At 63.2% G+C, this 18,015-nt stretch carries 18 protein-coding genes; 6 read left to right on the top strand and 12 right to left on the bottom strand.

Annotated features, from left to right (window positions below):
- Positions 1–97: 97 nt before the first annotated feature.
- The 12 genes from DC522_RS16690 to DC522_RS16635 form a co-directional block, all read right to left on the bottom strand.
- Positions 98–2,224 (bottom strand): sodium-translocating pyrophosphatase, encoded by a 2,127-nt coding sequence (locus DC522_RS16690; RefSeq protein WP_116529803.1) that lies wholly within the window; start codon positions 2,222–2,224, stop codon positions 98–100.
- A 156-nt stretch (positions 2,225–2,380) separates the two neighbouring features.
- Positions 2,381–3,583, bottom strand: coding sequence for an MFS transporter (locus tag DC522_RS16685; RefSeq protein WP_116529802.1), 1,203 nt, complete (start codon positions 3,581–3,583; stop codon positions 2,381–2,383).
- Positions 3,558–4,547 carry a thiamine-phosphate kinase gene (gene thiL, locus DC522_RS16680; RefSeq protein ID WP_116529801.1) on the bottom strand — a complete coding sequence of 330 codons (990 nt, stop codon included), beginning with the start codon at positions 4,545–4,547 and terminating at the stop codon, positions 3,558–3,560. Before thiL ends, DC522_RS16685 begins: the two co-directional genes overlap by 26 nt.
- A 28-nt stretch (positions 4,548–4,575) precedes the next feature.
- Complete coding sequence (gene nusB, locus DC522_RS16675) at positions 4,576–5,058, bottom strand: transcription antitermination factor NusB (RefSeq protein ID WP_116529800.1); 483 nt, start codon at positions 5,056–5,058, stop codon at positions 4,576–4,578.
- Between the two features lie 5 nt (positions 5,059–5,063).
- The gene (gene ribH, locus DC522_RS16670) at positions 5,064–5,552 is read right to left on the bottom strand and encodes a 6,7-dimethyl-8-ribityllumazine synthase (RefSeq protein ID WP_116529799.1); all 489 of its coding nucleotides are present in this window, start codon (positions 5,550–5,552) and stop codon (positions 5,064–5,066) included.
- 91 nt (positions 5,553–5,643) lie between these two features.
- Positions 5,644–6,279: a riboflavin synthase gene (locus tag DC522_RS16665; RefSeq protein WP_116529798.1), complete on the bottom strand. Its 636-nt coding sequence runs from the start codon at positions 6,277–6,279 to the stop codon at positions 5,644–5,646.
- Positions 6,279–7,394 carry a bifunctional diaminohydroxyphosphoribosylaminopyrimidine deaminase/5-amino-6-(5-phosphoribosylamino)uracil reductase RibD gene (ribD, locus tag DC522_RS16660; RefSeq protein WP_245444241.1) on the bottom strand — a complete coding sequence of 372 codons (1,116 nt, stop codon included), beginning with the start codon at positions 7,392–7,394 and terminating at the stop codon, positions 6,279–6,281. Before ribD ends, DC522_RS16665 begins: the two co-directional genes overlap by 1 nt.
- The gene (gene nrdR / locus DC522_RS16655) at positions 7,391–7,897 is read right to left on the bottom strand and encodes a transcriptional regulator NrdR (protein WP_116529797.1); all 507 of its coding nucleotides are present in this window, start codon (positions 7,895–7,897) and stop codon (positions 7,391–7,393) included. Before nrdR ends, ribD begins: the two co-directional genes overlap by 4 nt.
- Before the next feature lie 15 nt (positions 7,898–7,912).
- Positions 7,913–9,217, bottom strand: a complete 1,305-nt coding sequence (gene glyA, locus DC522_RS16650; protein WP_116529848.1) for a serine hydroxymethyltransferase — start codon at positions 9,215–9,217, stop codon at positions 7,913–7,915.
- Between the two features lie 175 nt (positions 9,218–9,392).
- Entirely contained in the window at positions 9,393–10,649 is a 1,257-nt protein-coding gene (locus tag DC522_RS16645) for a murein L,D-transpeptidase (RefSeq protein ID WP_116529796.1), read from the bottom strand.
- A 288-nt stretch (positions 10,650–10,937) separates the two neighbouring features.
- Positions 10,938–11,396: a DUF6163 family protein gene (locus tag DC522_RS16640; RefSeq protein WP_116529795.1), complete on the bottom strand. Its 459-nt coding sequence runs from the start codon at positions 11,394–11,396 to the stop codon at positions 10,938–10,940.
- Positions 11,396–12,448, bottom strand: coding sequence for an enoyl-CoA hydratase/isomerase family protein (locus tag DC522_RS16635; protein ID WP_116529794.1), 1,053 nt, complete (start codon positions 12,446–12,448; stop codon positions 11,396–11,398). Before DC522_RS16635 ends, DC522_RS16640 begins: the two co-directional genes overlap by 1 nt.
- Before the next feature lie 319 nt (positions 12,449–12,767).
- Here DC522_RS16635 and hemB point away from each other — a divergent pair, with 319 nt between their 5' ends.
- From hemB to DC522_RS35985, 6 genes are all read left to right on the top strand, one after another.
- A complete protein-coding gene (gene hemB / locus DC522_RS16630) occupies positions 12,768–13,808 on the top strand; it encodes a porphobilinogen synthase (protein WP_116529793.1) in 1,041 nt (346 codons plus the stop codon).
- Positions 13,809–13,827: 19 nt separating this feature from the next.
- Positions 13,828–15,183, top strand: a complete 1,356-nt coding sequence (locus DC522_RS16625) for a branched-chain amino acid ABC transporter permease (RefSeq protein ID WP_116529792.1) — start codon at positions 13,828–13,830, stop codon at positions 15,181–15,183.
- Positions 15,184–15,213: 30 nt separating this feature from the next.
- Entirely contained in the window at positions 15,214–16,455 is a 1,242-nt protein-coding gene (locus DC522_RS16620) for a threonine ammonia-lyase (RefSeq protein WP_116529847.1), read from the top strand.
- Positions 16,456–16,467: 12 nt separating this feature from the next.
- Positions 16,468–16,953 (top strand): RDD family protein, encoded by a 486-nt coding sequence (locus DC522_RS16615; RefSeq protein ID WP_116529791.1) that lies wholly within the window; start codon positions 16,468–16,470, stop codon positions 16,951–16,953.
- A 103-nt stretch (positions 16,954–17,056) separates the two neighbouring features.
- Entirely contained in the window at positions 17,057–17,803 is a 747-nt protein-coding gene (locus tag DC522_RS16610; protein WP_116529790.1) for an arginyltransferase, read from the top strand.
- Positions 17,804–17,905: 102 nt separating this feature from the next.
- Positions 17,906–18,015 (top strand): flavodoxin domain-containing protein (locus DC522_RS35985; RefSeq protein ID WP_371679798.1); only part of this gene is annotated, 110 nt, incomplete at its 3' end.

Raw genomic sequence — 18,015 nt, 5'->3', positions numbered from 1 at the left:
GGCCGGGCTCATGTCCCGGCCTTTTTCTTTTGCCGTCCCACTCACGAAAAACCCGCGGCTGACACCGCGGGTTTGGAGGAATTCGCTTCTCTGCGTGTTACGAATGCGCCAGGATCGCCAGCAGCAGCAGAGCGATGATGTTGGTGATCTTGATCGCCGGGTTCACGGCAGGGCCTGCCGTGTCCTTGTAGGGATCGCCGACGGTGTCGCCCGTCACAGATGCCTTGTGAGCCTCGGAACCCTTGTGGTGCGTCGTGCCGGAAGCATCCGTGAAGCCGTCCTCGAAGGACTTCTTCGCGTTGTCCCAGGCGCCGCCGCCGGAGGTCATGGAGATTGCGACGAAGAGACCCGTCACGATGACGCCGAGGAGCATCGCACCCACGGCCGAGAAGGCCTGCGACTTGCCGGCGATCCAGAGGACGACGAAGTAGGTCACGATGGGTGCCAGAACCGGCAGGAGGGACGGCACGATCATCTCTTTGATCGCGGCGCGGGTGAGCATGTCCACCGCGCGTCCGTAATCGGGACGGTCGGTGCCTTGCATGATGCCCGGCTTCTCGCGGAACTGACGGCGCACCTCTTCCACCACGGAGCCCGCCGCACGGCCCACAGCCGTCATGGCGATGCCACCGAATAGGAACGGGATCAGGCCGCCGAAGAGAAGACCAACGACCACGTACGGATTCGCCAGGGAGAAGTCCGGCTTCACGTCCTGGAAGTATGGATACTGAGCCGCATTCTGCGTGAAGTGGTTGAGGTCGGAGGTATAGGCCGCGAAGAGAACGAGAGCGCCAAGGCCTGCGGAGCCAATGGCGTAGCCCTTGGTGACGGCCTTCGTGGTGTTGCCAACGGCGTCGAGCGCGTCCGTGGACCTGCGGACTTCTTTCGGAAGACCCGCCATTTCAGCGATGCCGCCTGCGTTGTCGGTTACCGGACCAAACGCATCGAGCGCCACGATCATACCGGCGAGCGCCAGCATGGCCGTCACTGCAATCGCGATGCCGAAGAGGCCCGCGAGCTTGAAGGCCACGATGATGCCCGCAATGATCACGACGGTCGGCAGGGCCGTGGATTCGAGCGAGACGGCGAGGCCCTGGATCACGTTCGTGCCATGACCCGTCACGGAAGACTGGGCGATGGAGCGCACGGGACGGAAACCGACACCGGTGTAGTACTCGGTGATCACGACGATGAACGCCGTGACCGCGAGACCGATGACGGCACACCAGAACAGCGACTGGCCTGTGTATTCCGTACCCGCAATCGGACCGAAGCCAATCGTCTGCCATGTCACGACGCCAATGGCGACGATAGAGAGAATGCCCGTCACGATGAGGCCCTTGTAGAGCGCGCCCATGATGGACTCGTTCTGACCGAGCTTCACGAAGAAGGTGCCGATGATCGAGGTCAGAATGCAGACCGCGCCAATACCGAGCGGGTAGAGCAGCATCGTTTCCAGAATCGGCTGACCGGCGAAGAAGATCGCAGCCAGCACCATGGTGGCGACCACGGTCACCGCATAGGTCTCGAACAGGTCGGCGGCCATGCCGGCGCAGTCGCCGACATTGTCGCCCACGTTGTCGGCAATCGTTGCGGGATTGCGCGGATCGTCTTCCGGAATGCCTGCTTCCACCTTGCCCACGAGGTCGCCGCCGACGTCCGCACCCTTAGTGAAGATGCCGCCGCCGAGACGGGCGAAGATCGAAATGAGCGAAGCGCCAAAGCCGAGAGCCACGAGGCTGTCGATCACCACGCGGTCGGCGGAGTTGAGGCCCGCGATGCGGGTGAGATAGCCATAGTAGAGAGCAACGCCGAGAAGCGCGAGACCCGCCACCAGCATGCCCGTGACGGCGCCTGCCTTGAAGGCCACATCGAGGCCGCCGCCGAGCGATTGCGTGGCAGCCTGGGCGGTGCGGACATTGGCCCGAACGGAAACGTTCATGCCGATGAAGCCGGCAGCGCCCGAGAGGATCGCACCGATGGCAAACCCGATCGCGACGCGAATGCCGAGGAAGTAAGCAATAATGGCAAAGAGCACCACGCCTACGATGCCGATCGTCGTATATTGCCTGCGGAGATAGGCTTTCGCGCCTTCAGCGACCGCGCCTGCAATTTCCTGCATGCGCTGAGAACCGGCGTCCCGCTTCATCACGTCGCTGATGGCCCAGAGGCCATACGCGATCGAGAGAAGCCCGCCCAAGATAATTAGGGTGAGTGCCATCATGCCATCCTTGTTATGGGAAGGCAGAAAGCCGGTTCTCAAAGCCTGAATTTTGGCCTTGGACGGCCTCCACCCCCTGCGAACTTTATAGTTGGTGGCAAAAAAGGAGGCAGTTCGCAACGATACCTGCCTTTTTACTCACAGGAACCCTGTAAGACTTTAAGCGGGTATTGTTGCTCGTGCCTTATGCTGCCAGGCTAGCAGAAGTAGAGCGACGACGACCGGCGGGAAGACCATCCAGTTCACACTGTCCCAACCGCCCGCATTGAGGAGCTTGCCGGAAGAGAAGGATGCAGCGGCGACCGAGCCGAAGACCAGGAAGTCGTTGGCCGCCTGAACCTTCGTGCACTCCTCGGGGCGGTAGCAATCGGTGACCATGGCGGTCGCGCCGATGAAGCCGAAGTTCCAGCCGATGCCGAGGAGGATGAGGGTCGCCCAGAAATGGGCGATTTCAATGCCGGACAAACCGATCGCCGACGAGAGCGCGATCAGGATCAAACCCGCAGCCGTCACCCGCTCCTTACCGAACCGCGTGATCAGGCGGCCCGTAAAGAAGCTGGGGCCGAACATAGCCAGGATATGCCACTGGATACCGAGCGCTGCCGCCTCGATCGGCAGGCCGCAGCCGACCATGGCCATGGGCGCAGCCGTCATGAGGAAGCTCATGAGGGCATAGGAGACGAGGCCAGCCACTACCGCGACAATGAAGCGGGGCTGCCGGACGATTTCAATCAGCGGCCTGCCGCCTCCGGCCTTCGGCGCGATGCTCACCGGCACGGGCCTCAGGAACGAGACGACCACCATCGACAGCAGGGCCAGGGCCGCCTGCCCCAGGAAGGCACCGGAGAACGGCGCAGTCTGAACCGCATCCCTGAGCCAGATCACCGTCTGAGGGCCGAGGACACCCGCCACGAGACCGCCGGTCATGACCCAGGCGATCGCCCGGGGCTTGAAGGAATCGGAGGCCGCATCGGTCGCGGCGAAGCGGTAGCTCTGGTTGAACGAGCCGTACATGCCGATGATCGTGGTGCCGAGGCAGAAGAGCACGAAGCTGAAAGAGGCGATGCCCAATGCTGCAAGGCATCCACCGAGCAGACCGATCCCGGCGCCCACGATATAGCCGGTGCGCCGCCCCGCCCGCCGCATCAGCACGGCGGCAGGAATGGTGCCGAGCGCCAGTCCGAGATTGAGAAGGCTGACAGGAAGAGTGGCGAGTTCCTTGTTCTCGGCAAGGTTCTGTCCCACGAGGCCGCCAAGCGACACCACGATAGCAGGGCTCGATCCGCCGAACGCTTGGGCGCAGGCGAGCACGAGCGCGTTGCGCTTGGCGAGGATATCAGAAGTGTGAGAATGAACCTGCATCGTAGCGTCTTTCGGAACCGTGCATCCGAAAGACCGGGGTCTCATGCCCTTGAACGACTCGGCCTATGGCGGACAACATTACGCCCACGCTATCGGCCTCTTTCATGAAGCTGTCGAGGTTCTTTTCCGGAACCGTGCAGAGAATCTCGTAATCGTCGCCCCCCGTGACGGCCAGATCGTAGAGGCTCGGATCGACCTTGATGGCCCTCCGCCCCCCTGGAGAGAACGGCACCTTGTCGGCCTCCACGACAGCCGACACTCCGCTCACCCGCATCATCTTGGCGAGATCACCCGCAAGCCCATCAGAGACGTCCATGGCCGCATGAGCATGGGTTCTCAACGCGCAAGCAAGATGATGACGAGGTTGGGGATGGAGATAGCGGTCGGCGAGATGCGCCTTTTCCTCCGCCGACAGACTCGCGGCCCAGGCGGGGGCCTTCCGAAGTCTCAAACCGAGGGCTGCATCGCCGATGGTGCCGGTGATGCAGATGATGTCTCCGACTTGTGCCGCAGTGCGCCGGACCATGCGCCCCGTCGGCACTTCGCCCATGGCGGTCACGGACAGCGTGAGAGCCCCCCTCGCCTTCACGGTATCACCGCCAAGAAGCGGACAGGCAAAATCGCGCGCTGCCTCTCCGAGACCAGCAGAGAACGCGGCCAGCCACTCCTCGGTCCAGTTCTCAGGAAGCGCGATGCTTAAAAGAAAGCCCGCAGGATCCGCGCCTTTGGCCGCAAGATCCGAGACGTTCACGCCCAGCGCCTTCCGGGCGATGGAAGCCGGCGAATCCTCGGGCAGGAAATGAACCGTCTCGACCAGCGCATCCGTCGTGAGCACAAGATCGTGCCCCGGCTTGGGAGACAGGCAGGCGGCGTCATCCTGCAGGCCAAGAGCGCCCTCGCCCGCCAGAGGCGCGAAGAAGCGGGCGATCAGGCCATCCTCGTTGGGGCGTTCATGAGAAGCCATAGCCCGACGATCCCGCTTGTCCGAGGCCTCAGCGCTTCGTCTGCCCAGCCGCCTTCTTCTCCAGCTCGCCCGGGCGAACGTCGCGGGCGAGCGTATCGAGAACGGCGTTCACGAGACCCGGCTCGTCCTCGCCGTAGAAGCCATGGGTCACGTCCACATATTCGGTGATGACGACGCGGGCGGGCACATCCTTGCGGAACATGAGCTCATAGCCGCCGGCGCGCAGGATGGCGCGCAGCACGGCCTCGACGCGGCGCAGGGGCCAGCCCTCGGCCAGGGCCTTGTCGATCTTCACGTCGATGGCGCGCTGATTCTGTACCACGCCGGAGATCACATTGCGGAAGAACTCGATGTCGGACGGCTTGAACTCGATGCCCTCGACCTCGCGGCCGATCCAGAAGGCCTCGAACTCGGCCAACGCATCGACGACGGTCTTGCCGGAGAGATCCATCTGGTAGAGGGCCTGGACGGCAGCAAGACGAGCGGCGGAACGCTCTGCAGGCTTTGCCATGATGATCAGGCCTCCAGCTTCTTCTTGATGCGCAGAACGGCGAGCGCCGCTTCCACCGCACCCCCGCCCTTATTCAATTCATTCACGCTCGCCCGGGTCCAGGCCTGCTGCTCATTCTCCACGGTCAGGATGCCGTTGGCGAGCGGGATCTTGCGGCCGATCGACAGATCCATGAGGGCGCGGGCGCTCTCACCGGCCACGATGTCGTAATGCCCCGTCTCGCCACGGATCACGCAGCCCAGCGCCACGACGGCGTCATAGGGCTTGCCGGCTTTATCGGCGGCATCGAGGGCGATGGCGACGGTTGCCGGGATTTCGAGGGCGCCGTCGAGGGTCAGCACCTCCATGGTGGCCTGCGCGGCTTCGACAGCGGCTTGTGCGCCCCGCAGCAGTTCGTCGGCGATATCTTCATAGAACCGCGCCTCGACGATGAGGATGCGTGCGCCGGGAACCGGCGGGCGGGAGCGTTGCGGCTTTGCGGAATCCGAGACCATGAGGCAGTCCTTCAGCCTCTCCTCAAAGGAGAGGTTCGGCGCCGATAAGGTGGCGCCGGAGATGGTTGGAAAGGAGTGAGTTGGGCGTTCCCTACCCCGCCTGGCGGGCATCCGCAAGGCGTGCGGCGTAGCGGGCCATGAGATCGACCTCGATATTCAGCTTGTCCCCCTCCTTGCGCTCGCCCCATGTGGTCACGGCGAGCGTATGGGGGATGATGAGCACGGAGAAGAGATCGCCATCGACGGAGTTCACGGTCAGCGACGTGCCGTCAAGGCAGACGGAGCCCTTCTCGGCAATGAAAGGCGCCAGATTGGAAGGAGCCTTGATGGTGAAACGGGCGGTCGGCCCCCAAGGATCGTCGCCTGCCGTGATCGCCTCCACCTTCACGATGGTGGCCAAGCCATCCACGTGCCCAGTGACGATATGGCCGCCGAGCTCGTCGCCGATCTTGAGCGAGCGCTCCAGGTTTATCTTCGTGCCGGGCTCCCACCCGCCGACCGTGGTGCGCTCGAGCGTTTCGGCGGCGGCATCCACATCGAACCAGCAACCGCCGTCACGAGAACCAACGGCAACGACCGTGAGGCACGGTCCGCCGCAGGCGATGGACGCGCCGAGCGCGATCGTCGCGGGATCGTAGGACGAGTGGATGCGCAGGCGCTTCAGGGTGTCCTGCGATCCCTCGGCGGACACGACCTCGCCGACATCGGTGACGATACCCGTAAACATCAGGGCTTCTCCCAAAACATGAAAAGATCGGGACCGACCTGCTCGTCGGCGTAAAGATCCAGTGCGTCCATGCGGTCCTGCAGCGCAAGCCCGAGAGCCGGTACATCGCCCTGACCGCGCGCGGAGCGGCCGGTGATGAGGATCAGCTCGTCGATGAGATCGGCCTGAGCGAGCGCGTCAGCCAGCCCTGGCCCGCCCTCGCAGAATACACGGGTCAGGCCACGCGTACCGAGCAGCTGAAGGGCCTCGGGCAAGGACACATGCCCAGCCTGGTCCGCCGAGACGCGCAGAACCTCGACGCCCTGCGCCACGAGCGCATGCTCGGCCACAATGGGCGCCTCGACAGTCGTGACGATCCACGTCGGGATTGCACGCGCGCCTGTCACGAGGCGCGAGGCGAGCGGCGTGCGCAGATGCGAGTCGACGACGATGCGAATGGGTGAGCAGCTTTCAAGACCCGGCAGGCGCACATTGAGGAGCGGATCATCCGCCAGAATCGTGCCAACACCGACCATTATAGCATCCGCATGGGCGCGCATCAGGTGAACTTTCGCATTCGCGATCTCACCCGTGATCATCAGGCGTGGTCCGTGGCGGGAACCAGCAAGACCCTCCGTCGTGCGGGCGAGTTTGACGGTGATGGCGGGACGGCCTTTGGTGACGCGCGTGATGTGCCCGCGATGGGCGCGACGGGCCAGAGGCTCCAGGCAGCCCGTGACGACTTCGATCCCGGCCGCACGAAGGCGAGCATGGCCGAGACCGGCGACACGTATATCGGGATCTTCGATGGCAGAAACGACACGCGCGATGCCTGCCTCGACCGCTGCATCGGCACAGGGAGGTGTCTTGCCATGGTGGGAGCATGGCTCCAGCGAGACGTAGAGCGTCGCGCCTTTCGCGCGCTCCCCAGCGGCGACAAGAGCCACGCGCTCCGCATGCGGGCGGCCGCCCTTTTGGGTGGCACCTTGCGCGACAATGACGGGAGCATCGCCGCTCTCGTCCACCACGACGGAACCAACGGAGGGATTGGGCCAGGTCAAGCCGAGATTGCGCTCACCGAGGGCAATGGCGAGGCGCATGAAGCGCTCGTCCCGCTGAGATCGGTCGGCGTTCATTGCTCGGACTGCGCAGGCTTCTTCTTCAGGCGCGGAGTTTCCTCCGATTCCGGCTCTTCCGCCAGCTTACCAAGGATTTCCTCGAAGTCTTTGGCCTCGCGAAAGTTCTTGTAGACGGAGGCGAAGCGCACATAGGCCACGTCGTCGAGACCTTTCAGGCCCTCCATGACGAGCTCGCCCACGGTTTCACTCGGCACCTCGCCGTCACCCATGCTCTCGAGCTGCCGCACGATGCCGTTGATCATGCGCTCCACGCGCTCAGGATCGACCGAACGCTTGCGCAGGGCCACTTCCACCGATTGCTGGAGCTTGTCGCGGTCGAACGGCACGCGACGGCCCGAACGCTTCACCACCGTCAGCTCGCGAAGCTGCACGCGCTCGAAAGTCGTGAATCTGCCGCCGCAATCCGGACAGATCCGGCGGCGGCGGATGGAGGAAGAATCGTCCGTCGGCCGGGAGTCCTTCACCTGAGTGTCGAGACTCCCGCAATAAGGACAACGCATCGATCAGTCCGAATGTTAAGCGTAGATCGGGAAGCGGCGGGTCAGCTCGTGAACGCGGGCCTTCACCGATTCCTCGACCGCGGCATTACCTTCTTCACCGTGCTTGGCGAGACCGTCGAGCGTCTCGACAATCAGCTCGCCGACCTTCCGGAACTCGGCCACGCCGAAGCCGCGCGAGGTGGCGGCGGGAGTGCCGAGGCGGATGCCGGAGGTGACCATCGGCTTCTCGGGATCGAAGGGCACGCCGTTCTTGTTGCAGGTGATGTGGGCACGGCCCAGAGCAGCCTCGGCAGCCTTGCCGGTGAGCTTCTTCGGACGCAGGTCCACGAGCATCAGGTGGTTATCCGTGCCGCCGGCGACAATGGCATAGCCGTTTTCGAGCATCGTGTCGGCCAGAACCTTCGCGTTCTCGACGACGGAACGGGCGTAGAGCTTGAACTCGGGACGCAGCGCCTCGCCGAAGGCCACAGCCTTCGCGGCAATCACGTGCATGAGCGGGCCGCCCTGGAGACCGGGGAAGATCGCGGAATTGATCTTCTTGGCGAGATCCTCGTCATTCGTGAGGATCATGCCGCCGCGCGGACCGCGCAGGGTCTTGTGGGTGGTGGTGGTGACCACGTGAGCGTGGGGGAACGGAGATGGATGTGCGCCACCGGCCACAAGGCCCGCAAAATGCGCGATGTCGACCATGAAGAAAGCACCGACCTCATCCGCGATCTCGCGGAAGCGGGCGAAGTCCCAAAAGCGGGAATAGGCCGAGCCGCCGGCCACGATCACCTTGGGCTTGTGCTCACGAGCCAGGCGGGCGACCTCGTCCATGTCGATGATCTGGTCGCTCTCGCGAACCTTGTAGCTCACCACGTTGAACCACTTGCCGGACATGTTGACCGGCGAACCGTGGGTCAGATGGCCGCCGCAGGCGAGGTCGAGGCCCATGAAGGTGTCGCCCGGCTTCATGAGCGCCATGAACACGGCCTGGTTGGCCTGGGAGCCGGAATTGGGCTGCACGTTCGCGAATTTGCAGTCGAAGAGGCGCTTGGCGCGGTCAATGGCGAGTTCCTCGGCCATATCGACGAATTGGCAACCCCCATAGTAGCGGCGGCCCGGATAGCCTTCCGCGTACTTGTTCGTCATCACCGAGCCCTGAGCCTCCAGGACCGCGCGGGAAACGATGTTCTCCGAAGCGATAAGCTCGATCTCATCGCGCTGGCGGCCGAGCTCGAGCCCGATGGCGCGGGCGATCTCAGGGTCGCTGTCGGCGAGACTGGCCGAGAAAAAGCTGTTGGAGAGGTGATTTGTTGCTGCTTCGCTCGCGCTCATGGTCATTCTCGCCTTGCTGTGAGCCCCGCCTGACTGGCGCTCAGTTCCCGATGGCCCTGGCCTTTATCATGGCCTGCCCAAGCACGCCAACCCGCTCTGGAGACATGTTGATCAGGCTTTTGAAAAGCAACAGCCCGCCTTTGGAGGCGGGCTGCCGTGGCTTGGACGGAGAACCTTAGTTCTGGAGGAACATTTCCTCGTCCGGCTCGGTCGGGGTGCGGCTTGCCACCGGGATGGAGGCGCCGAGACCGTCCTTGTTATAGATGTCGTCGCGGAACTGCACGAGGCCGTCCGGGGTGGCCCAGGCGGTCATGTAGATCCAGTGGATCGGAACCGGCTGCGACAGGCGTGCGTCGATGCGTTCGCCGGACTTGAAGGTGGCGTCGATCTGCTCGCGGCTCCAGCCGGGCGTGTCCTTCAGGAGCCACTCGATATAGTCGCGCACGTTCTGCACGCGGATGCAGCCCGAGGAGACGAAGCGGAAATCGTCGCCGAAGATGCCCTTGGAGGGCGTGTCGTGCATGTAGACACCATCCTTATTGGGGATGTTGATGCGCACGAAGCCCATCGAGTTCAGTTCGCCACCCGGATCTTGGCGGAAGCGGTAGCGGGTGGCCTCGTCCGAGAACCAGTTCACCTGAGACGGCGAGAGTTCCTGATTGCCGTTGAAGATGCGGATCTTGTTGTCCGTCAGGTAGTTCGGCTCCTTCTGCATCTTCGGAATCAGGTCCTTCTTGATGATCGAAGCGGGCACGGTCCAGAACGGGTTGAAGTTGACCTCGACCACCTTGGAGTTCAGGAGCGGCGATTGACGGTCGATCTTGCCGACACCAGCAGCGTGGCGGGTATGAACCATGCCGCCTTCCACGGTCTCGACGAGGGCGGCAGGGATATTGGCCACCACATAACGGTTCGACAGGCCGCCGGCCACGAGGCTGCGCAGGCGCGCCACGTTGATCTCGAGCTGACGGATGCGAATGTCGACCGGCACGTTCATGGCGGTTACGGTAGTGGCCGTCATTGTGCCGGTGGAGCTGATGCCATGGCGGGCCTGGAAGCGGCGCACGCCGGCCTCGACATACGAGTCGAAAATCGGCGACTCGCCTGCAGCCGGGTCGAGGTCACCCGTGATGATGAGGCGCTGACGCAAAGCGATGACGGCAGGGCTCTTGGAGCCGACGCGCAGGCCCTGCACGCCCTGAACCGGCTGCCATCCGCCGCGGGCGGCGATGTTGCGGTAGTACTCGATCATCTGCTCGGTGGCCGCCAGGGATTCGGCCGAAAGCATCGGAGTCGAGGTCCGCTGCACCCGGGTGCGGGAGACAGCCTCGTAATTCTGCGACCACTCGGCCTGGGTCTGAGCCATGGCCACGGTGGCGGGTGTCAAGATGAGGGCAAGCGATCCGGTCAGGAGGGCACGGCGGGACAACATGAGCGCAGGCTCTTCTCAGTTAGTTGTGGGTCGGCTTCGGAAACTGCCGGGATTGGATTAACGAACGGTATCGAAAACCAAGAACATCGGGGCCGTTTTGTGGCAAAATGTTCCTTGATTGCATCTTCAGCCCCCGAAACTGGGCTGGACAACGATGTAACTCTGAACTGTGTTCTTGAGGATACACTTCTGTGTGAGGAGCTTGGCCGCAAATGCACGGCAGAGCTGCGCGCGCCTCAACAAGAATCTCCGCCCCGCCTAGTAAAGCCTTATTTACAAAAAGATTTTCTACTCTTCCTGAGCCGCCAGCCAGGACACCGCGACATAGACGGCGATCAGGGTCAGGAAGAACAGAATCGTCAGAAGGCCGCTCGCGACAATGGTGGGAAAGAAGGCCGCGAGAATCAGGTGGCTCATGACGGCCAGCAGCCACATGATTCCACCCCAGGTGCTCGCCATCCATAAGCCCACAGCAGCGATGAGGTCGATCAGGGCGAAATAGATGATGGTGGTCTGATAGCCCATGGAGCGGGCCTCAAACTGGCCGACCGGCGTCCAGATGCCGAGGATCACCGCCCAGGAACTCAACCCCTTCATGATCCAGAGGATCGCAAGCACCCGCATGAACCAGGTGAGGATGAAGCTCCAGCGCATGGCGGCCGGAGCAGCGGGGCGCTCCTCGATCCTGTCGGAGAGATAATCCCGGGCTGCATCGTGCGGTGCGCCATGGTTGCCGTTGCGGGGCATCAAGCGGTCTCCAGCTCGTGCGGACCGAGGTTCGCGAAATGGTGGTCGATGATCTCCCGCTTCACGGCATCGAGAGAGGCCGGGTCCCAGCGAGGCTGATTGTCCTTGTCGATCAGAACCGCCCGAACGCCCTCGAAGAAGTCCTTACCGTCGCCGATGCGGGAGACGACGCGGAACTCCGTCCTCATGGCCTCCTCGAAATCGAGTGACGCGCCCCGGCGCACCTGCTCAAAGGCAATGCACATGCTCGTCGGCGACTTCGTGCGCATGCCCGCCGCTGTCTTGGCGGCGAATTCGGAGCCCTTGCTCGCCGCTTCGTCGAGACGCTGAAGCACGGCGGCCACGCTTTCGGCGGAGAAGCAGGAATCTATAATGGCCCGTTCGGCGCTCAAAGGTGCAGCCCCCGGATCGGTTGAGGCTTTCGCCAGTGCCTCATCGACCGGCTCGCCGGCGATCAGCGCCTTGCGCAAAGCCGCGATAGCTCCGCTATCGACCGAATGGGTAGCCAGGCCCAACATCACGGCATCGGCCCGCCTCACGCGCTCGCCGGTGAGCGCGAGATACATGCCCATCTGGCCTGGAAGGCGCGGCAGGGCGTATGTCGCGCCCACATCGGGGAAGAAGCCGATGCCGACCTCAGGCATCGCGAAGAGATAGCGCTCGCCCGCGACCCGGTGTGAACCATGCAGGGACACGCCGACGCCACCGCCCATCACGATGCCGTCGATGAGAGAGATGTACGGCTTCGGGAAGCGCTTGATGAGAATGTTGAGCTGGTATTCCTCGCGCCAGAATGCGAGCGCCTCGTCCCGCTCGCCAGCCTGCAGGAGATCGGTCAGGCGGCGAATATCGCCACCGGCGCAGAAAGCCTTCTCGCCTGCGCCCTGCACGATCACACGCGTGACTTGCGGATCCGCGGCCCAGGCATCCAGAGCCTGGTGCATCTCGCGGACCATGGTGAGGGTCAGGGCATTGAGTGCGCGCGGACGATTGAGGGTGATGACACCAGCCTGGCCTTGCTTTTCGCAAATGACTTCTGCGGTCTCGTCCATGGTGCGCTCCCCCTCGCCTGTCTCTCTAAAGCCTGCCTGTGGATTAAACAGGGCTCAAGGTTACCGTCAATGCATGGCTGCCCTGAGCCGGTTTTCCCTCCGTATTGTTCCTAGAGCCTCGAACCCAAAAGTGGCTTCCACTTTTGGGATTAGTCCGATGCTCATCTTTTAAGCAGCGCATCGTTGAAAGCGGAAAACCGGGTCCACTTTCCCCTACGATGCGCTAAAGCGACGCCGAACCCTTTTTTAGAGCGTTTTAAATGTGCTACCCCTCTTTTCGCGTTCGTCGGCGCAGCGAAGCCGACGCCGGATGAGGATCATGTCGAAACTGTCGCCGTTCCCCCGCACCTCCGCTCAGGAAGCCGCTTCTCGCCTGAACCTGAGCCACCGCCCGCGACGCAATCGCAAGGCGGAGTGGTCGAGGCGGCTGGTGCGCGAAAACGTGCTGACGACAAACGACCTGATCTGGCCCGTCTTCGTGGTCGAGGGCGCGAGCGGCCGTCAGCCGGTCGCCTCCATGCCGGGCGTGGAACGCCTGACCATCGCCGAGGTAGCGAAGGAAGCCGAGCGGGCAGCCAGCCTCAACATCCCCGCCATCGCACTCTTTCCCTATACCGACCCCGCTCTTCGCGACCATACGGGCTCCGAGTCCCTCAACCCTCGAAACCTCGTCAACCGCGCCGTGCGCGAGATCAAGCGCGTCGCGCCCGAGATCGGCGTGATCACGGACATCGCTCTCGATCCGTATACCAGCCACGGCCATGACGGCCTTCTGGAGGGTGAGAAGATCCTCAACGACGAAACGGTGGCGCTTCTTGCCAAGCAGGCTGTTCTTCAGGCGGAAGCCGGTTCCGACATCATCGCCCCCTCCGACATGATGGACGGGCGTGTGGGCGCGATCCGCGCTGCGCTCGACGAGGCCGGCTTCCAGGACGTGCAGATCATGTCCTATGCGGCGAAATACGCTTCGGCCTTCTATGGCCCGTTCCGCGATGCCATCGGCACCAACGCCACGCTCGTCGGCGACAAGCGCACCTATCAGATGGACCCGGCCAATACGGACGAGGCCCTGCGCGAAGTTGCCCTTGATCTCGAGGAAGGGGCGGACATGATCATGGTCAAACCGGGCATGCCCTATCTCGACATCGTGCATCGGGTGAAGGAGACCTTCGCGGTCCCGACCTTCGCCTATCAGGTCTCCGGCGAATACGCGATGATCCAGGCGGCTGCCCAGAACGGCTGGATCGACGGCGACCGCGCCATGATGGAAAGCCTGCTCGCCTTCAAGCGCGCTGGCGCCGACGGCATCCTCACCTATTTCGCGCCGCGGGTGGCGGAGAAGCTGAAGGCTCAAGCCTGATCGCCGGCAAGGCCGCTGCATGAAGGGGGCAGGCTTTCTGAAGGCATCGCGACTGATTGCCTGTCTTGTGGGCCTGAGCCTCCTTTCGGCCTGTGGCTTGTCCATCGATGCAGATCAGGCGCGCGTGTGCCGGTCCGCCTTGCCTGCGCTCAATCCCGGTGCGGTGATCATCGTGCACCGCGTTCAAGAGGGCCTCACCCCGCGAAGCCTGAGGGTCCTTTATACGGCCCAATATCCAGATCGCCCGCCGCTCGACCGCTTTGCAGTCTGCACCTTCGCCGCCGAGGGACTTTCGCTCAACAAAGCGGAACTGACCGGCCTTGCCACGGAGGAAGGACCGATCTCGGGCGCGAGCCTCTATCTCCTGAAGCAGTACTATCTCAATACACCGGAAGGTGTTGCGGCCGATCCGGGGAGTCCGCCTGCGGCGGATGTGATCGAGCTTCCCCCCGGCCTTGCCTACTGGGCGCAGCAGATCCTGGTCAGCCTGCCACGCACCGCCATCTATGCGCTGCTCTCGGTCGCCTTTGCCCTCGTCTTCGGCTTGAGCGGGCGGGTCAACTTGGCCTTCGGCGAGCTGGCCGCTGTCGGTTCGGCGGCAACGGTCGCAGGAGCCTCACTGGTCCTGGTGTCCGGGTTGAACTCCCCGCCTCTTGGCATCGCAATTGGCTTCGTTGGCGCGTTGTTTGCAGGTGCCATGCACGGTGCCGTCGGCGGATATTTCACGATCGGCCGCATCACCACTGCCGGCACCCAGCCGAGCCTCATCGCCACCGTCGGCCTGTCGCTCGCGCTGATGGAATACCTGCGCCTCGTGCAGAGCCCCGTGACGGTCTGGCTGCCTCCGGTCTGGTCGGAAGCCCTGCCCGTCGCCCGCTCGGAAGACTTTCTGGTCAGCCTCACGCCGATAAGCCTTCTCACATCAGGCCTGGGCCTTGCTGCCGCACTTGCCCTTCTTTGGCTGATGAAGGCAACAGGCTTCGGGCGGTCATGGCGCGCCTATGCGGACGATGCCAAAGCCGCGGCACTCATGGGCGTCAACGGCCCTCGCCTTCTCACCATGACGCTGGCGCTGGCAGGCGGAATGGCCGGCCTCTCCGGCATGCTGATCGTGGTGCAATACGGAGGCTTGGGCTTCGCCGGAGGCTTCCAATACGGCCTCAAGGCCCTGATCGGCGCGATCATCGGCGGGATCGGTTCTGTGCCCGGCGCGCTGTTAGGAGGTTTCATTATAGGATTGTTCGAAACCGTCTGGTCGGCTTATCTACCCATCGAAGCGCGTGACATAGCTCTCTATGCCGCGCTCGTCGTCTTCCTGATTTTCCGTCCCGGTGGCCTGCTGGGCTTTCAGGAACCAACACCAAGACCCGTTTAAGAGCTATAATGAAAAGTATTGGAGGAAACCTTGGCCGATTACGCTATCACCCTGCAGGATGTGGAGCGCGCCGCCAGCACCATCCATGGGCAGGTTCTGCGCACGCCGCTCGTGCCCGCTCCGCGCCTGTCCCAGATGACCCGCGCGAATGTCTGCGTGAAGCACGAGAACATGCAGCCCACCGGCTCCTTCAAGGAGCGCGGCGCCGTGAACAAACTGGAGAGCCTCGCCCCCGATGAGCGCAAGCGCGGGGTCATCGCCATGTCGGCAGGCAATCATGCCCAGGCCGTGGCCTATCATGCTCGCCGCCTCGGCATCCCGGCCACCATCGTCATGCCGGAAAGCGCCCCCCTGGTGAAGGCAGAAAACACCCGCTCTTACGGCGCGCGCGTCATTCTTTACGGTGAGACCCTCTACGAATCCGCTCACCGCGTCCGCGAAATCATCGAGACGGAAGGCCTCGTCCTCGTCCATCCTTACGACGATCCAAAGGTGATGGCGGGCCAAGGCACGATCGCCATGGAGATGCTGGCGGACGCGCCCGATCTCGACCAGATCATCGTGCCGATCGGCGGCGGCGGCCTGATCTCCGGCATCACCATCGCCGCAAAGGCCTTGAAACCCTCCATCGAGATCGTCGGCGTCGAGGCGTCGCTCTATCCGTCCTTCACCAACGCCATCAGGAACGAAGACCGCCCTATCGGCGGCGCGACGCTGGCTGAAGGCATCGCAGTGAAAACTGTGGGGCAACTGCCTCTGCCTATCGTGCGCGAGCTCGTCTCCGACATCATCCTTGTCGAGGAGCCGCTGATCGAGCGTGCGGTGAACGCCTACGCTACCTTGCAGCGGACCATGGCCGAAGGCGCGGGCGCGGCGGGCCTTGCCGCGATGCTCGCCGAGCCGAAGCGCTTCGAGGGCAAGCGGGTGGGTCTCGTGCTCTGCGGCGGCAATATCGACGCGCGCATCCTCGCATCCGTCATGGTGCGCGAGCTCGAGCGCGACGACCGTATCACCTCCTTCCGCATCACCTCCCACGACAGGCCGGGCCTGCTCGGCCGGGTGGCGAGCCTTCTCGGCAGCCTCGGCGCGAACATCCTCGAGGTTTCGCACGGCCGTCTCTTCCTTGATGTGCCCGCGAAGGGTGTTTCGATCGACATCACTATCGAAACTCGCGACAGACAGCATACATTGGAGGTATTCGAGGCCTTGAAGGCGGAAGGCCTCGCTCCGCAGCGGATCGACTCCCGCTGCCTGTCGGAGACCGCCTATTGAGGACTTAAGACAATGGTCAATCGGCCCTACCCGCCGACCATCGAGTACAACACCTATCAGGTCGACACCCGCCTGACGGAAGGCGTCATCGCGCGCCGGTTCTGGTCCTATCTCATCGACCTGTTCGTGATTGCCCTCTGGGTGGTGCTGATCTCCATCGGTATTTTCTTCCTCGGGATCATCACCCTGGGGCTCGGGTGGGGCTTGTTCTTCGCCCTGCCCCTCACCGCCCTCATCTTCATCGTCTACAACGCGGTGACCATCGGCGGCCCCAATCAGGCGACGGTGGGCATGCGCATCATGGGCCTTCGCGTCATCGATCCTGCGACCGGACGAGGCGTCTCCATGCTCGCGGCTGCCGTGCATGCCCTGTTCTTCTACGTCGCGATCTCGACCTTCCTGCTCTGGCTCTGCGACGTGCTCGTCGGCTTCCTGCGCAACGACGGACGGTTCATCCGCGATCTTCTCACGGGCATGATGATCATTCGCGTCGACTAAGGAGACGGCGATATCCCTCCTCTTTTCCTGGACGAGGCGGGCACCAATGTTATTCTTTGGGCGTTGAATCAGCGCTCAAGGTTTCTCCACAAGGCTTTCCGGCTTGACGAGTCACTCCCGCGACGCACCGCAATTCTATCTCACCTCGCCATCCGCGTGCCCCTATCTGCCGGGCAAGGAGGAGCGAAAAGTCTTCACGCATATCGTCGGCCGGCGCGGTCGCGAGTTGAACGAGATCCTCACGCAAGGCGGGTTCCGCCGCTCGCAGACGATCGCCTATCGCCCCGCCTGCGATACGTGCCGCGCCTGCGTGTCCGTTCGCGTTCTCGTCGATGAATTCGAGCCCTCGGGCAATCTGAAGCGTGTTCTGAAAAACAACACCGACCTGATCGGCTACGAAATTCCCAACCGCCCATCCTCGGACCAATACGCGCTCTTTCGCCGCTACGTGGATGCGCGCCACGCTGACGGCGGCATGGCGGATATGTCCGTGCTCGACTACTCCATGATGGTTGAAGACAGCCATGTGGACACGAAGCTCATCGAGTATCGCCGTCGCGGCATCGACAGCGGCATCACCGGCAGGGGCGAAGGCGATCTCATCGCCGTCAGCCTGATGGACGTGATGAGCGACGGCCTGTCGATGGTCTATTCCTTCTATGACCCGGACCATCAAGACCGAAGCCTCGGCACCTACATGATCCTCGATCACATCCGCCGCGCGCGGATGATGGGCCTGCCCTATCTCTATCTCGGCTATTGGGTCGAGGGCTCGAAGAAGATGGGCTACAAGGCCCGCTTCACTCCTCAGGAGCGCTTAGGGGGCCACGGCTGGGTGCGCGTCGATTAAGCCTAGCTCAAACGTGAGCATAAAGAGGTTTCCGAAACCCGCCGGAACAACGGCACCAGCCGCTCGTTCGTTGCGTGACCCTCAAGCATAAAGGGATGCGCAATGGCAAGGATCTTGGTCGTCTATTACTCGTCGTACGGTCACATCGAGACGATGGCGCAGGCCATTGCGGAAGGCGCGCGCGCGGTGCCGGGCACCGAGGTCGCCCTCAA

The sequence above is a fragment of the Microvirga sp. KLBC 81 genome (genome assembly GCF_003075415.1).
Lineage (GTDB): Bacteria > Pseudomonadota > Alphaproteobacteria > Rhizobiales > Beijerinckiaceae > Microvirga.
Note: the sequence above shows the minus strand (reverse complement) of the source record. Positions and strands in the feature narration are given on the sequence as shown.

Coding starts and splice junctions, on each gene's coding strand:
- DC522_RS16615 (WP_116529791.1), top strand. CDS start 16,468: ATGGTCAATCGGCCCTACCCGCCGACCATCGAGTACAACACCTATCAG.
- DC522_RS16635 (WP_116529794.1), bottom strand. CDS start 12,448: ATGGACGAGACCGCAGAAGTCATTTGCGAAAAGCAAGGCCAGGCTGGT.
- ribD (WP_245444241.1), bottom strand. CDS start 7,394: ATGAACGCCGACCGATCTCAGCGGGACGAGCGCTTCATGCGCCTCGCC.
- thiL (WP_116529801.1), bottom strand. CDS start 4,547: ATGGCTTCTCATGAACGCCCCAACGAGGATGGCCTGATCGCCCGCTTC.
- DC522_RS16665 (WP_116529798.1), bottom strand. CDS start 6,279: ATGTTTACGGGTATCGTCACCGATGTCGGCGAGGTCGTGTCCGCCGAG.
- DC522_RS16690 (WP_116529803.1), bottom strand. CDS start 2,224: ATGATGGCACTCACCCTAATTATCTTGGGCGGGCTTCTCTCGATCGCG.
- DC522_RS16640 (WP_116529795.1), bottom strand. CDS start 11,396: ATGCCCCGCAACGGCAACCATGGCGCACCGCACGATGCAGCCCGGGAT.
- nrdR (WP_116529797.1), bottom strand. CDS start 7,897: ATGCGTTGTCCTTATTGCGGGAGTCTCGACACTCAGGTGAAGGACTCC.
- hemB (WP_116529793.1), top strand. CDS start 12,768: ATGTCGAAACTGTCGCCGTTCCCCCGCACCTCCGCTCAGGAAGCCGCT.
- nusB (WP_116529800.1), bottom strand. CDS start 5,058: ATGGCAAAGCCTGCAGAGCGTTCCGCCGCTCGTCTTGCTGCCGTCCAG.
- DC522_RS16645 (WP_116529796.1), bottom strand. CDS start 10,649: ATGTTGTCCCGCCGTGCCCTCCTGACCGGATCGCTTGCCCTCATCTTG.
- DC522_RS16685 (WP_116529802.1), bottom strand. CDS start 3,583: ATGCAGGTTCATTCTCACACTTCTGATATCCTCGCCAAGCGCAACGCG.
- DC522_RS16625 (WP_116529792.1), top strand. CDS start 13,828: ATGAAGGGGGCAGGCTTTCTGAAGGCATCGCGACTGATTGCCTGTCTT.
- ribH (WP_116529799.1), bottom strand. CDS start 5,552: ATGGTCTCGGATTCCGCAAAGCCGCAACGCTCCCGCCCGCCGGTTCCC.
- glyA (WP_116529848.1), bottom strand. CDS start 9,217: ATGAGCGCGAGCGAAGCAGCAACAAATCACCTCTCCAACAGCTTTTTC.